This window comes from Streptomyces pactum, assembly GCF_016031615.1.
GTDB classification, from domain to species: domain Bacteria; phylum Actinomycetota; class Actinomycetes; order Streptomycetales; family Streptomycetaceae; genus Streptomyces; species Streptomyces pactus.
This window is the reverse complement of the sequence record NZ_JACYXC010000001.1, coordinates 5,763,199-5,776,703: the sequence shown is the minus strand read 5'-3', so window position 1 is coordinate 5,776,703 and position 13,505 is coordinate 5,763,199. Positions and strand designations below refer to the sequence as shown.

General features: G+C 74.5%; 12 protein-coding genes and 1 pseudogene. 4 read left to right on the top strand and 9 right to left on the bottom strand.

Features of this window, described 5'->3' with window-relative positions; translation table 11 throughout:
• Nucleotides 1-442: 442 nt before the first annotated feature.
• Both IHE55_RS22700 and IHE55_RS22695 read left to right on the top strand, forming a co-directional pair.
• Entirely contained in the window at nt 443-1,108 is a 666-nt protein-coding gene (locus IHE55_RS22700; RefSeq protein ID WP_197990710.1) for a potassium channel family protein, read from the top strand.
• 148 nt (nt 1,109-1,256) lie between these two features.
• Nucleotides 1,257-1,928, top strand: a complete 672-nt coding sequence (locus IHE55_RS22695; protein ID WP_197990709.1) for a potassium channel family protein — start codon at nt 1,257-1,259, stop codon at nt 1,926-1,928.
• Between the two features lie 346 nt (nt 1,929-2,274).
• Here IHE55_RS22695 and IHE55_RS22690 read toward each other — a convergent pair whose 3' ends face one another.
• The 3 genes and pseudogenes from IHE55_RS22690 to IHE55_RS22680 all read right to left on the bottom strand — a co-directional run.
• The gene (locus IHE55_RS22690) at nt 2,275-3,150 is read right to left on the bottom strand and encodes a DUF3159 domain-containing protein (RefSeq protein ID WP_197990708.1); all 876 of its coding nucleotides are present in this window, start codon (nt 3,148-3,150) and stop codon (nt 2,275-2,277) included.
• A gap of 599 nt (nt 3,151-3,749) precedes the next feature.
• Nucleotides 3,750-4,424, bottom strand: coding sequence for a response regulator (locus tag IHE55_RS22685; RefSeq protein ID WP_307826901.1), 675 nt, complete (start codon nt 4,422-4,424; stop codon nt 3,750-3,752).
• Between the two features lie 220 nt (nt 4,425-4,644).
• Nucleotides 4,645-7,164, bottom strand: a pseudogene (locus IHE55_RS22680) (DUF4118 domain-containing protein); the annotation flags it as partial.
• Between the two features lie 227 nt (nt 7,165-7,391).
• On the opposite strand from IHE55_RS22680, the gene IHE55_RS22675 reads away from it, so the two are divergent.
• On the top strand, nt 7,392-7,934 hold the full coding sequence (locus IHE55_RS22675; protein ID WP_372442715.1) for a GNAT family N-acetyltransferase: 543 nt from the start codon (nt 7,392-7,394) through the stop codon (nt 7,932-7,934).
• A gap of 322 nt (nt 7,935-8,256) precedes the next feature.
• On the opposite strand, the gene IHE55_RS22670 is transcribed toward IHE55_RS22675, so the two are convergent.
• The 3 genes from IHE55_RS22670 to IHE55_RS22660 are packed head-to-tail and all read right to left on the bottom strand — an operon-like array spanning nt 8,257 to nt 10,193.
• Nucleotides 8,257-9,039: a DUF3710 domain-containing protein gene (locus IHE55_RS22670; protein WP_197990706.1), complete on the bottom strand. Its 783-nt coding sequence runs from the start codon at nt 9,037-9,039 to the stop codon at nt 8,257-8,259.
• A 1-nt stretch (nt 9,040) separates the two neighbouring features.
• Nucleotides 9,041-9,556: a dUTP diphosphatase gene (gene dut, locus IHE55_RS22665; RefSeq protein WP_197990705.1), complete on the bottom strand. Its 516-nt coding sequence runs from the start codon at nt 9,554-9,556 to the stop codon at nt 9,041-9,043.
• A gap of 52 nt (nt 9,557-9,608) precedes the next feature.
• Entirely contained in the window at nt 9,609-10,193 is a 585-nt protein-coding gene (locus IHE55_RS22660; protein ID WP_197990704.1) for a PaaI family thioesterase, read from the bottom strand.
• Between the two features lie 58 nt (nt 10,194-10,251).
• Here IHE55_RS22660 and IHE55_RS22655 point away from each other — a divergent pair, with 58 nt between their 5' ends.
• Nucleotides 10,252-10,701, top strand: a complete 450-nt coding sequence (locus tag IHE55_RS22655) for a DUF3093 domain-containing protein (RefSeq protein WP_197990703.1) — start codon at nt 10,252-10,254, stop codon at nt 10,699-10,701.
• 316 nt (nt 10,702-11,017) lie between these two features.
• Here the strand turns inward: IHE55_RS22655 and IHE55_RS22650 are convergent, their stop codons facing one another.
• The 3 genes from IHE55_RS22650 to IHE55_RS22640 form a co-directional block, all read right to left on the bottom strand.
• The gene (locus IHE55_RS22650) at nt 11,018-11,545 is read right to left on the bottom strand and encodes a hypothetical protein (RefSeq protein WP_197990702.1); all 528 of its coding nucleotides are present in this window, start codon (nt 11,543-11,545) and stop codon (nt 11,018-11,020) included.
• Nucleotides 11,546-11,560: 15 nt separating this feature from the next.
• Nucleotides 11,561-11,860, bottom strand: coding sequence for a DUF4193 domain-containing protein (locus IHE55_RS22645; protein WP_135340395.1), 300 nt, complete (start codon nt 11,858-11,860; stop codon nt 11,561-11,563).
• A 406-nt stretch (nt 11,861-12,266) separates the two neighbouring features.
• Nucleotides 12,267-13,505 carry a sensor histidine kinase gene (locus tag IHE55_RS22640; protein WP_197990701.1) on the bottom strand — a complete coding sequence of 413 codons (1,239 nt, stop codon included), beginning with the start codon at nt 13,503-13,505 and terminating at the stop codon, nt 12,267-12,269.

The following is a 13,505-nucleotide window of genomic DNA, read 5'->3' as shown; positions in this document are numbered from 1 at the left end:
CTGTCCCCGGTTCTCCCCCGGTGGGCGCCCTCACCGCGGCCGGGACGGACCGTCCGGGACGGGCGACGGTCCGGGACGGGCCATCGGGGTCGGGACACACGATCCGGGGCGGGCGACCGCGGGTACCGGCCGGTTTCGGCCACCGGCGGCCACGGGTACCGGCGAGGGGACGGGAGCGGCCGGGCGCGTACGGCGGCGCGGCCTGCCGGACGGCCGGCGCCCGCGCGCCGCCGTCAGCTGCCCGAGGGCGCGTTCGACGGTGACGCTACGGTGGTCTCGGACAAGCACGAGGCCGGCGTTCCCGTTGCCTCTTAGCATCGAGATCCGGCAGCGTGGGGCCTCTTCCGGCCCCGCCGGCACCGGAGGAGCCGAGAAGAAAGTTGTGAGCAGGTTGTTCAGCAATGTGAGCGGGCCGACCAGGAGTGCGGAGTAAGGGGGGACGATGCACATCGTCATCATGGGCTGCGGCCGGGTCGGTGCCGCTCTGGCCCAGACCCTGGAGGCCAAGGGCCACACCGTCGCGGTGGTCGACCGGGACCCGACGGCGTTCCGCCGGCTGGGTGCCGGGTTCGGCGGTCGCCGGGTGACCGGCGTCGGCTTCGACCAGGACACCCTGCGCGAGGCGGGCATCGAGGAGGCCGGCGCGTTCGCCGCGGTGAGCAGCGGTGACAACTCCAACATCATCGCCGCCCGGGTGGCGCGCGAGATGTTCGGCGTGGAGAACGTCGCGGCCCGGATCTACGACCCGCGGCGGGCCGAGGTCTACCAGCGGCTCGGTATCCCGACCGTGGCCACCGTGCGCTGGACCGCCGACCAGATGCTGCGCCGGCTGCTGCCGTCCGGCTCCGAGGCGCTGTGGCGGGACCCCAGCGGCGGCGTGCAGCTGGCCGAGGTGCACACCGCCCCCGCGTGGGTCGGCCACAAGATCAGCAAGCTCCAGGAGGAGACCGGGGTCCGGGTCGCCTTCCTCACCCGGCTGGGCGAGGCCATACTGCCCACCTCCCAGACGGTGCTCCAGGAAGGCGATCTGGTGCACGTGATGATGCGCACCGAGGACGTCGAGAGGGTCGAGGCGGCCTTCGCGCGGGGCCCGGAGGACCAGCGGTGAACCGGCCGCACCGGACCGTACGGCCGCGGTGGGCGAGTGGTCGTGCACCCGTGCCCCCGGCCGGGCCGTCGTCGGAGGGAACGCGCCCGCGGGGCGGGAACGGAGGCACCACCCGGACATCGGCTCCGGGGCTGAGCGAGGAGATGCTGTGAGGGTTGCCATTGCCGGAGCGGGCGCGGTGGGCAGGTCCATCGCGGGCGAGCTGCTGGAGAACGGCCACGAGGTCCTCCTGATCGACAAGGCGCCGACCGCCATCTCGGTGGAGCGGGTGCCGCAGGCCGAGTGGCTGCTCGCCGACGCGTGCGAGATCACCTCGCTGGACGAGGCGGCGCTGCAGGGCTGCAACGTGGTGATCGCCGCCACCGGTGACGACAAGGTCAACCTCGTCGTCTCCCTGCTGGCGAAGACCGAGTACGGGGTGCCGCGGGTCGTCGCCCGGGTGAACAACCCGAAGAACGAGTGGCTGTTCAACGAGTCGTGGGGCGTCGACGTGGCCGTCTCCACACCGCGGCTGATGTCGGCGCTGGTGGAGGAGGCGGTGAGCGTCGGCGACCTGGTGCGGCTGCTCCGCTTCAGCCACGGCGACGCCAACCTGGTGGAGCTGACGCTGCCGCCGGAGGCGGCGCTGGTGGGCACCCGGGTCGGCGAGGTGGCGTGGCCCCAGGACACCAGCCTGGTCACCATCATCCGCGGGACGCGGGTGCTCACCCCCAGCAAGGACGACGTCCTGGAGGCCGGTGACGAGCTGCTGTTCGTGGCCGCCCAGGCGCGTGAGGAGCAGCTGGAGGACCTGCTGTCGGTCCGGCGCGAGGACGCCTGAGCCGTTAGGCCCGCACGCCGGCCGGGACCCCGACCCCCGGGGCCCGGCCGGCGCTGTCGTTCCCGCCGGTCGTCTGCCGGCCGCGGGCCCCGCGACTGTCACCCGCCGGGGCCGCTGGAGCCATGACCGGTCTCCGGGGGGACGCGGCTGCCGCCGGACGGGCCCGGCCCCGGGCCGCGCGTGGTTGCCGCGCCGGGCCCGCCCCGGCCCGGCGGACACACGGCGCGCGGCACGGCTCCCGCCCGTCGCACGGACGCCGCCGCCGGCCGGGGTGCCGCCCGGGCCGGGCCACGGCCCGCCGCGTGGGCGGCTTCGCCCGGTGCGGACGGTGCGCGGCCTGCTTCGCTCAGTGCGGGCGGTCCGCCGCCGGGTGCGGGCCCGGCTGCTGCCGCTCCGCCGTTTCGGCCCGGGCCCGGTCCACGATCCCGTCGGTCCACTCGTCGAGCGCCTGGGTGACGGACGCCTCCGCGGCACCGGCCGCCTGCCGGGCCCGCTCGCGTTCCCGCTCCGCCTTCTCCTCGGCCTCCATCTCGGCGATGACGTCGATCGGCGGCGGCGCCTTGGCCAGGAAGATCCAGGTCAGGTAGACGCAGAGCAGGAACGGCGGGATGCCCAGGGCGACCTTGACCCACCCCAGCTGGGTGGCGTCGCCCCACCAGTACAGCGGGAAGAGGATCGCCGACTTGCCCAGCAGGATCAGGCCCCAGGCCCAGGTGGCCTTGGTGTAGGCGGTGAAGCGGCCCGGGTTGCGGGTCCGCCAGGAGAGGTTCTCCTTGAGGATCGGGCCGAGCAGCACCCCGATCAGCGGGAACCGGAGGACCGCCGAGAGGATGTAGGCGACGGACAGCCCCAGCGTGTAGAGCATGCCGGGCAGGTAGAAGTTCTTGGCGTCGCCGGACATCATCGCGAACACCGCGCCGAAGGCGACCCCGAAGACGCCGCTGAAGGCGTGCTTGAGGGTTTCCTTGCGGATCAGCCGGGCGACGGCGAGCAGCACCGTGACGCCGAGCGCGGTGATCGCGGCGAGATGGATGTCCCGCTTGATGGTGTAGAAGAGGACGAAGACCAGTCCGGGCACGGTGGTGTCCACCATGCCGCGGACCCCGCCGAACGCCTCCAGCAGCGCGGTGTCGGCCGCCGCCCTGCCGCGCGCGCTCGCGGCGGCGTCGTCGCCCCCCGCGGTGTCCTGGTCGGTCGAGGTCCGCTTGTCGTCAGACGTCACCCGCTACTCCTGTCCGAGCGGTCGCAGTTCGTACTTGGGGTTGAACAGCACCCGGCGCCCGTGACTCATGGAGATGCGGCCGGTGGCGATCAGCTTGCGGCCGGGCTCGATCCCGAGGATGGAGCGGCGGCCGAGCCAGACCACGTCCAGGGCGGCGGTGCCGTCGAACAGCTCCGCCTCCAGGGCCGGCACGCCGGCCCGCGGCCGCAGGGTGACCGTGCGCAGCGTACCGGTCACCTTCACTATCTGCCGGTCACCGCACTCGCCGATCTTGGTGCAGCCCGCGGCCTCCGCGTCCTGCTCCAGCTCGGCGGAGTGGAGCTCCTCCTGGGAACTCGACAGCCGGTCGAGCATCCGCCGGAAACGGCCGGCGGGCTTGTCGGGTCGGGTTACGGCACTCATACCGCCAGCGTACCGGGGCGGCCCGGCCGGATCACCGTCCCGTGCGCGGCCGGCACGCCCCGCGCCGGGCGGGCCGGTGGCCGGCGCCGGCGCCGGACGGGCGGCCCCGGAGGCCCGTGCACCGAGGGGCGGGCGGACGGCTCCGGCCGGCGGTCCGGAAGGACGGCCTCGCGGACGGCCCCGGCGGGCGGTCCGCCTCAGCCCTCGAACCGGTAGCCCATCCCCGGCTCGGTGATGAAGTGGCGTGGGTGGGAGGGGTCGGCCTCCAGCTTGCGGCGCAGCTGTGCCATGTAGACCCGCAGGTAGTTGGTCTCCGTGCCGTACGAGGGGCCCCAGACCTCCTGGAGCAGCTGCTTCTGGCTGACCAGGCGGCCGGTGTTGCGGACCAGTACCTCCAGCAGGTGCCACTCGGTGGGGGTGAGCCGGACGTCCCGTCCCTCGCGGTTGACCTTCTTGGCGGCGAGGTCGACGGTGAACGACGGGGTGGTCACGATCACGGGCGCCTCGCTGTGCCCGCCGGGCTCGGCGCGGCGCACCGCGGCGCGCAGCCGGGCCAGGAGTTCGTCCATGCCGAAGGGCTTGGTGACGTAGTCGTCGGCGCCGGCGTCCAGCGCCTCCACCTTCTCGTCGGAGGTCTGGCGGGCGGAGAGCACCAGCACCGGGACGCGGGTCCAGCCCCGCAGTCCCCGGATCACCTCGACGCCGTCCATGTCGGGCAGGCCGAGGTCGAGGATGACCACGTCGGGGTGGCGGGCGGCGGCGAGCCGGAGCGCGGTGGCGCCGTCGGGGGCGGCGTCCACCTCGTAGTGGCGCGCCTTGAGGTTGATCACCAGGGCGCGGACGATCTGCGGCTCGTCGTCCACCACCAGCACCCGCACGGGGGTCCGGGTGGCGCCGCCCGCGGCGCCGGCGGGGGACGCGTCCTGCGCGGAGGGGTACGGCATCGGGCCGCCGTCCTTTCTGTGTCGTCGCTGCTGGTGGGGCTTCGTCGCCGCCGGGTCCGGCGGGTCCAGCGAAGCGGCCGGTGACCGAGGGGCGGGCCGGGTGCGCCCGTGGGGTCAGCCGGCGGCCCGGGCAGGCTCCCGGGGAGCCGGCCGGTGGCCGGCCGGGCGCGGCGCGCAGGGTGAGCACCATGGTCATCCCGCCGCCGGGGGTGTCCTCGGCGGTGAGCCGGCCGCCCATGGTCTCCGCGAAGCCCCGGGCCACCGCGAGGCCGAGCCCGACCCCGGCGCCGCGCGGGGCGTCGCCGTACCGCTGGAAGGGCTCGAAGATGCGGTCCTTGGCGCTGTCCGGGACGCCGGGGCCGCGGTCGGCCACCCGCAGCTCCACCCGCTCCCCCAGGGCGCTGGCGGAGACCAGGACCGGGGTGCCGGCCGGGCTGTACTTCACCGCGTTCTCGACGATGTTGGCCACGCAGCGCTCCAGCAGCCCGGGGTCCACGGCGACCATCGGCAGTTCCTCGGGGACGTCCAGGACGACGCTGCGCTCGTCCACGCCGACCAGCGCCATGGGCACCACCTCGTCGAGGTCGATCTCCCGGATGAGCGGGGTGACGGTGCCGGTCTGCAGCCGGGACATGTCGAGCAGGTTGCCGACCAGGTGGTCGAGGCGGTCGGCCCCCTCCTCGATGCCGGCGAGCAGCTCCGCCTCGTCCTCCTCGGACCAGGCCACGTCGTCGGAGCGGAGCGAGGAGACGGCCGCCTTGATGCCGGCCAGCGGGGTGCGCAGGTCGTGACTGACGGCGGCGAGCAGCGCGGTGCGGATGCGGTTGCCCTCGGCGAGCTCATGGGCCCGGGCGGCCTCCCCCACCAGCCGCTGCCGGTCCAGTACGACGGCGGCCTGGGCGGCGAAGGCGGCGAGCACCCGGCGGTCCTCGGCGGGCAGCACCCGGCCGCGCAGCGCGAGCGCCAGGTGGTCGCCCACCGGCATGTCCACGTCGGCGTCCTCGGGGCGGGCGGGCGGCGGCGCGTCCCCGGTGCCGGCGCTGGCGGCGCAGGTCCACGGGGCCAGGTCGCCGTCCCGCTCCAGCAGGGCGACGGACTCCATGGCGAAGGTCTCGCGGACCCGTTCCAGCAGGGCCTGCAGGCCGGTCTCGCCGCGCAGCACGCTGCCGGCCAGGAAGGACAGCACCTCGGACTCGGCGCGCAGCCGGGCGGCCTGGTGGGTGCGGCGGGCGGCCAGGTCCACCACCGAGGCGACCGAGACGGCGACCGCGAAGAAGATCACGATGGCGACGAGGTTCTTCGGGTCCTGCACGGTGAGGGTGTGGGTGGGCGGGATGAAGAAGTAGTTGAGCAGCAGGGAGCCGGCGGCGGCCGAGGCGAGCGCCGGCAGCAGGCCGCCGAGCAGGGCGGCGACCACGGTCAGGAAGAGGAAGAGCAGGACGTCGTTGGCGAGGCCGGGGCCGGGGTCGAGAGTCAGCAGGCCGACGGTGAGCAGCACCGGGCCGGCCACCCCGGCCAGCCAGCCGGCCAGGACCCGGGAACGGCCGAGCCGGGCGCCGCGGGCGACGGGCAGCCCGCGTCCCTTGGCGACCTCCCCGTGCGTGACGATGTGCACGTCCAGGTCGGGGCCGGAGTCGCGGGCCACGGTGGCGCCGACGCCGGGCCCGAAGACGTACTGCCAGGTCTTGCGGCGGCTGGAGCCGAGCACGATCTGGGTGGCGTTGACGCCCCGGGCGAACTCCAGCAGCGCCTGCGGCACGTCCTCCCCTATGACGTGGTGGAAGGTGCCGCCGAGGCTTTCGACCAGGGTGCGCTGGACCGCCAGTTCCTTAGGCGAGGCCGAGGTCAGGCCGTCGCTGCGGGCGATGTAGACGGCGAGGATCTCGCCGCCGGCCCCCTTGGCGGCCATCCGCGCGGCGCGGCGGATCAGCGTCCGGCCCTCCGGTCCGCCGGTGATGCCGACGACGATCCGCTCCCGGGCGTGCCAGATGGTGGAGACCTCGTGCTCGGCCCGGTACTGCTGGAGGTACTCGTCCACCCGGTCCGCGGTCCACAGCAGCGCCAGCTCGCGCAGGGCGGTCAGGTTGCCGGGGCGGAAGTAGTGCGACAGGGACGCGTCGATCCGGTCCGGCGGGTAGATGTTGCCGTGCGCCATGCGGCGGCGCAGCGCGTGCGGCGACATGTCGACCAGCTCGATCTGGTCGGCGCGCCGGACGATCTCGTCGGGGACGGTCTCGCGCTGGCGTACCCCGGTTATCGACTCCACGACGTCGCCCAGCGACTCCAGGTGCTGGATGTTGACCGTGGAGATCACGTCGATCCCGGCCCGGAGCAGTTCCTCGACGTCCTGCCACCGCTTGGCGTTGCGGCAGCCGGGGACGTTGGTGTGGGCCAGCTCGTCCACCAGGGCGACCGCCGGGCGGCGGACGAGGACCGCGTCCAGGTCCATCTCGGTGAAGGTGGTGCCCCGGTAGGCGATCTCGCGGCGCGGCACCGTCTCCAGCCCGTGCAGCATGACCTCGGTGCGCGGCCGTCCGTGGTGCTCGACCAGCCCGACGACGAGGTCGGTGCCGCGCTCGGCCCGCCGGTGGCCCTCCGAGAGCATCGCGTAGGTCTTGCCGACTCCCGGCGCCGCGCCCAGGTAGATCCGAAGCTTCCCGCGTGCCATGGCCCCATCTTCTTGCCCGGGCCGGGAACCGCCCTGCCCTCGTCGTGCCTCCGCGGCGACTCTACGACGCACCCGACGGACAAACCGGACGAGGGGTGGCCGTACGGGGTGGATTTGACGCACTTCTGACGCGGTCGGCCCCGGGTGGTCCCGGCCGGCCCCGGGTCGGGCCGCGCGGCGGGACGGAGCCGAAAACCACTCGCCGCCCGCTCCGGCGCGTTGCGATCATGGCCGCCATGACCGAATTGGTGACCGCGCACACCTCCGCCCTGGGCCCCGCGTCGCTGGCGGCGATCCGGCGTCTGCTCGACGACGCGTTCGAGGGCGACTTCTCCGACGAGGACTGGGACCACACCCTGGGGGGCATGCACGCGCTGCTGTGGGACGGCGACGAGCTGGTGGCCCACGCCGCGCTGGTGCAGCGCCGGCTGCTGCACGGAGGGCGGGCGCTGCGCACCGGCTACGTGGAGGGCGTGGCGACCCGCGCGGACCGGCGGCGGCGCGGCTACGGCAGCGCCGTGATGGGGGCGCTGGACCCGGTGCTGCGCGGGGCGTACGAGCTGGGCGCGCTGTCGGCGGCCGAGGAGGCGGCCGCCCTGTACGCCTCACTGGGGTGGCAGCGCTGGCAGGGCGCCACGTCGGTGCTGGCGCCGGGCGGGGTGGAGCGCACCGAGGAGGACGACGACTCGACGTTCGTGATGCCGCTGACGGTGCCGGTGGACCTGACCGGGGAGCTGATCTGCGACTGGCGGGACGGTGACGTCTGGTAACGGACCGACGCCCCCGGGGCCCGCGCGGTGTCCACGGGCCCGCACCCGCCTGACGGCCTCCGGAGGTGCGGCGGCCGCCGTACGGACGCCGCGGCGCCGGGCGGTGGTGCCGCGCCGGCGGGGTGGCGGGCGAGCGGCCGGCGCGCGGGGCCCTCGCCGGTGCCGCGCGGCGGACCGTCCCGTTCACCCACGCGCCGGCGGGCGGCCCGGCCCGCCGTGCGGAGACTCCGGTGCCGGGCGGCGGCGGCCGCCCGGCACCGGACGCCGGTGGGCCGCGCCCCCGTACGGGAAGCGCGGCCCACCGGTACGTGCCCGGGCGCGGTCAGCGCACCTCGGTGATCTCCGGGCCGCGCTGCAGGCGGTCGGCGCCGCCGGCGAACCGGGAGCCGCGCGCCTCCTCCTGCTGCACCCCGTCGGCCACCATCTGCGCGTCGTCGGGCAGCTTCAGGACGATCGGGTCGCGGGGCGCCATCGGACCGTCACCGCGCACCACGACGGTGTCCCGGAACACGGCCTCCAGCAGGCTGCCGGTCTCGGGCTTCACCGCGCCCTGGCCGGAGATCACGCCCCGCAGGAACCAGCGCGGGCCGTCCACGCCCACGAAGCGGACCACCTGCACGCCGTTGGTCCCGTCCGGCAGCTGCACCGGCACCTGGGCCCGCAGCTCCCAGCCGAGCGGCCCCTCGACCTCGTCCACGACGCCGCCCTGCTGGGTGATGCCGCCGGCGATCTCGTCCCGGACCTCGGCCCAGATGCCCTCGTTCTTGGGGGCGGCGAACGCCTGGAGCTGCACGGCGCTGTCGCTCAGCACCACGGTCGCGGCGACGATCGCGTCCCCGGCGACCTCGACCCGCAGCTCCATGCCCTGCACGCCCGGGACGAAGAGCCCGCCGAGGTCGACCCGGCCCTCGCCGGGCTCGCGTACCTCGGAGATGTCCCACGGACCGTCCGGGCGGGGCGCCGGCGGCAGGGCGACCCTGCTCGCCGGGACGTCCTCGTCCGGTGCCTCGTCGTCGGCGGCGTCCTCCGCCCGGGCCGACTCCTCGGCGGTGGCGTCGAACTCCTCGACGTCTTCCTTGCTGCGCTTGCGGCGACGTCCGAACACGTCACAGTCCTTCCCGGTCGGAACCGACCGAAGCGTATCCATTCCCACCCGTCGAGCCGCCCACCGCTGCATGCCCACCGGTGGACCCGAAGCCCCCTCCGGCCCGAGCCGAACCGGGAAGCTCCGCGACCTCGTGGAAGCGCACCTTCTCGACTTGCTGGACGACCAGTTGGGCGATCCGGTCGAAACGATCGAACCGCACGCTCTCGCGCGGGTCCAGATTGACCACGATCACCTTGATCTCTCCACGGTACCCGGCATCGACCGTCCCTGGGGCATTCACCAGCGCCACACCGCAACGGGCCGCCAGTCCGGACCGCGGATGGACGAAGGCGGCGTACCCGTCGGGCAGCGCGATGGAGACCCCGGTCGGCAGCACCGCGCGCTCCCCGGGGCCGAGCTCGGCCGCCTCGGTGGTGACCAGGTCGGCCCCGGCGTCGCCGGGGTGCCCGTAGGCGGGGAGCGGGACGTCCGGGTCGATCCGGCGGATGAGCACGTCGACGGGCGGGCGGGTCACACCATCCTCCTGCGGGCAGCGGCGGGCCCGGCGCGGTGCGCGCCGGCGCCGGTCACGGGTTCACCTCGAAGGCGCGGGCGACCCTGACCTGGTCGGGGTCGGCGAGCGCCGCGTTGATCTCCTCGGGCCGGCCGTTGTCGATGAAGTGGTCGATGGCCACCTCGATGAACAGGGCGTCGGCGCGGACCGCCACCGGCCCGTCCGGGCCGCCGATCCGGCCGGTCGCGGTGGAGTAGATCTTGCGTCCGTGGACTCCGGTGACCCTGGCCTCCAGGTGCAGCTCGGTGCCGACCGGGACGGGACGGACGAAGTCGGTCTCCAGCCGTCCGGTCACCGCGATCACCCGCAGCAGCCACTGCAGGGCCCCGAGCGTCTCGTCCAGCGCCGTGGCCAGCACACCGCCGTGCGCGAGCCCCGGGGCGCCCTGGTGCGCGGGCCGCACGGTGAAGGTGGCGGTCACGCTCACCCCCTCACCGGCCGTCGCCGCCAGCCGCAGCCCGTGCGGCTGCTCCTCGCCACAGCCGAAGCACTGGTCGTAGTGCGAGCCCAGCGGCTCTCCGGGGGCGGGCGCGTCGGGGTGCCGCACCGGGGGCACGGCGTCCTCCGGCGGGGTCAGCGCAGTCGTTCTTCCACTCACAGCGCCGAACCTTACCCGCGCGGCAGGTGGCCGGCGCGCCCCGTGCCAAGCTGGGCTCATGCAGCCTTACGAAGAACGCCTGACCGCGCCCCGTTCCTGGTGGTTCATCGCCGTCCTGGTGGGGCTGGCGGCCGGGGTGATCCTGCTGCCGGTCGGTCCGCTGCCGATGCTGGGCGGTCTGGTCGGCGGCACCGCGCTGGCCGCGGTGACGATCAGCGCCTACGGGTCGGCGCGGGTGCGTGTGGTCGCGGACTCGCTGGTCGCCGGGGACGCGCGCATCCCGGTGGCGGCCCTGGGCGACGCCGAGGTGCTGGACGCCGAGGAGGCGACCGCCTGGCGCACCTACAAGGCCGATCCGCGCGCCTTCATGCTGCTGCGCAGCTACATCCCCACCGCGCTGCGGATCGAGGTGACCGATCCGGCCGACCCCACGCCGTACGTCTACGTCTCCACCCGGGACCCGCGGCGGCTGGCGGCGGCGCTGGAGTCGGTCCGTACCGGCGGCTGAGACGCGGCACCGGTTCGCGGCCGGTGCCGACGGTTGGAAGGGGCGCCGGGTGCCGCACGCCGGGACGGGACGGCCGGTCCGGCGGCGCCGGGGTACGGGTGACGCGAGGGCCGGGGCCGCGGGGGCGCGTGACGTGCGCCGGAGCAAGCACCTGCGGGCGGGCCGTGGAGCAAGGACGGGCCGTGGGCAGGTGAGCGAGGGGGCGGGCCGGGCCGGGGCGGCGCAGGATACGGCCGGGCCCAGGCTGCGGACGGCCGGTTGCCGGGCCATGAGCGCCCGGTGAACACGGACGTGGACGCCGGCGCCGGGGGCCGCCTCAGACCCCGGCGGCGTGGTGGGTGGCAGGCGCACGCCCGGCGCGGTGCGGCTGCCGGGCCCCGGGGGCCGGGCGGGCGCCGGCGTGCGGCGCGCCGGGTTCGCGTACGCGGGGGACGACCACGCCCGGGAAGGGTGTGGCGGGGAAGAGCGGATGAAGCCCGGCGGCGGACGGCGGCTCCGTCCGGACCGGGCCGGCGGTGCCGTCCGCCGGCTCGGCGGGTATCGCGGGCGCTGCCGTCGGTACGGCGGCGCGGACGCCCGCGACCAGGGTGGAGGTGCCGCGCGGGGCACCGGCCACCGGTTCGTCCGCGAGCGTCTCCGGGCCGGGCCCGGTGAGCCGCTCGCGGGGTGCGGCCGGGCCGCGGACCGGGATGCGCGGGGGCTGGGCGGCGGCGACGCGCGCGACGACGGTGGTCAGCCGCGTCGGTGCGCCTCGTCCGCCACTGCGGGCCCCGAGGGCGACGGCGCTCGCGAGCGAGGCCCGCCGGCCCCGCTCGACGCTCGCGTCGCCCTGCCGCGCGCTCACGCCGGTCCCACGCCCTCAGGCCGCGCAGTCACGGCAGATCGGCTGGCCGTTCTTCTCCTCGGCGAGCTGGCTGCGGTGGTGCACCAGGAAGCAGCTCATGCAGGTGAACTCGTCCTGCTGGCGCGGCAGCACACGGACGGACAGCTCCTCGTTGGAGAGGTCCGCACCGGGCAGCTCCAGCCCCTCGGCCTGCTCGAACTCGTCCACATCGACGGTGGACGCGGACTTGTCGTTCCGCCGGGCCTTCAGCTCCTCGATGCTGTCCTCGTTGACGTCGTCGTCGGTCTTGCGTGGGGTGTCGTAATCCGTTGCCATGTCGCTCTCCCCCTCTGGGTGTCTGCGGTGTCTCCAGCGCACGTAACGCGTGAGAGGCCGGACTTGTGCCCGACCCGAGGCGGAGATTTTGCCTCACATCAAGGTCTGTTACTCAATCGACACCCAACCGGTCCCCTAAGTGGCGATCGGCTCGGGTGGCGAAGGGGACCGTACACCGTCGCGGCCCCGGTCGACACATGAGCCCCGACGTGTACTTCCCGTGATCAGCACCCCCGGAAACCCGGAAATTCCGGGCTTTCCAGCAGGCTCGCCGATCACTTTCCGTAGATGGCCGGAAATTCGCCCATGTGATCGATCACACAGCCCCGAGGCCGGAACCGGGCCCCGGAATTCGGCTCCAAGCGAACATCTGGCCGGTTGGTGGTGCGTCTTCCATGGTCCCACCTCACACCGGCAGGACCACCCGCATGACCAGACCGCCACCCTCGCGCGGCTGTGCGGTGATCCGGCCGCCGTGCGCCCGCGCCACCGAGCGGGCGATGGACAGCCCCAGACCGACACCCTTGTCACTGCCGGTGCGGGCGGTCCGCAGCCGCCGGAACGGCTCGAAGATGTTGTCCAGCTCGTACGCCGGAACCACCGGCCCGGTGTTCGTCACCACCAGCTCCGCCTGGCCGTCCCGGGCCTCGGTGGTGACCTCCACCCAGCCGTCCGGGGCGTTGTAGCGGACGGCGTTCTGCACCAGGTTGAGCGCGATGCGCTCCAGCAGCACGCCGTTGCCCTGCACCACCACCGCCCGCCGGGAGCCGCGGAACTCCACCCCCTTGGCCTGCGCCTCGGTGCGCACCTGGTCCACCGCCCTGGTGGCCACCTCGGCCAGGTCCACCGGCTTGCGGTCCACGATCTCGTTGTCGCTGCGGGCCAGCAGCAGCAGACCCTCCACCAGCTGCTCGCTGCGCTCGTTGGTCGCCAGCAACGTCTTCCCCAGCTGCACCAGCTCCGGCGGGGCGGCCGGGTCGGAGAGCTGCACCTCCAGCAGCGTCCGGTTGATCGCCAGCGGGGTGCGCAGCTCGTGCGAGGCGTTGGCGACGAACCGCTGCTGCGCGGTGAACGCCCGGTCCAGCCGCTCCAGCATCTCGTCGAAGGTGTCGGCCAGCTCCTTCAGCTCGTCGTCCGGACCGTCCAGCTCGATCCGCCGGGACAGATCGGAACCGGCCACCTGGCGAGCGGTGCGGGTGATCCGGCCCAGCGGTGAGAGCACCCGGCCGGCCATCGCGTAACCGAACGCGAAGGCGATCACCGACAGGCCCATCAGGGCGAGCAGGGAGCGGCGCAGCAGGCCGTTGAGCGCCACCTCGCGCTGGTGTTCCATGCAGTCGGCCACCGCCTGGTTGAAGGAGGCGTTGTTGCCGCTGGTGGGCAGCTGGCAGGCGTCGTCGGTGATCTCGTACCGCAGTTCGAGGATGCGGAAGGGGAAGCGGCTCCCGTCGTTCAGGGCGTCGGCCGCCAGCAGGTAGATGATCGTCAGCAGCACCACGCCGGCGATCAGGAACATCCCGCCGTACAGCAGGGTCAGCCGTATCCGGATGGTCGGCCGCAGCAGCAGGTCACGGCGCTGGTGGTGGCGGTGCGGCTCCCAGCTGGGCCTGGGCGGCGCGGCGGGCGGTGGGGGGATGGCGGCCAT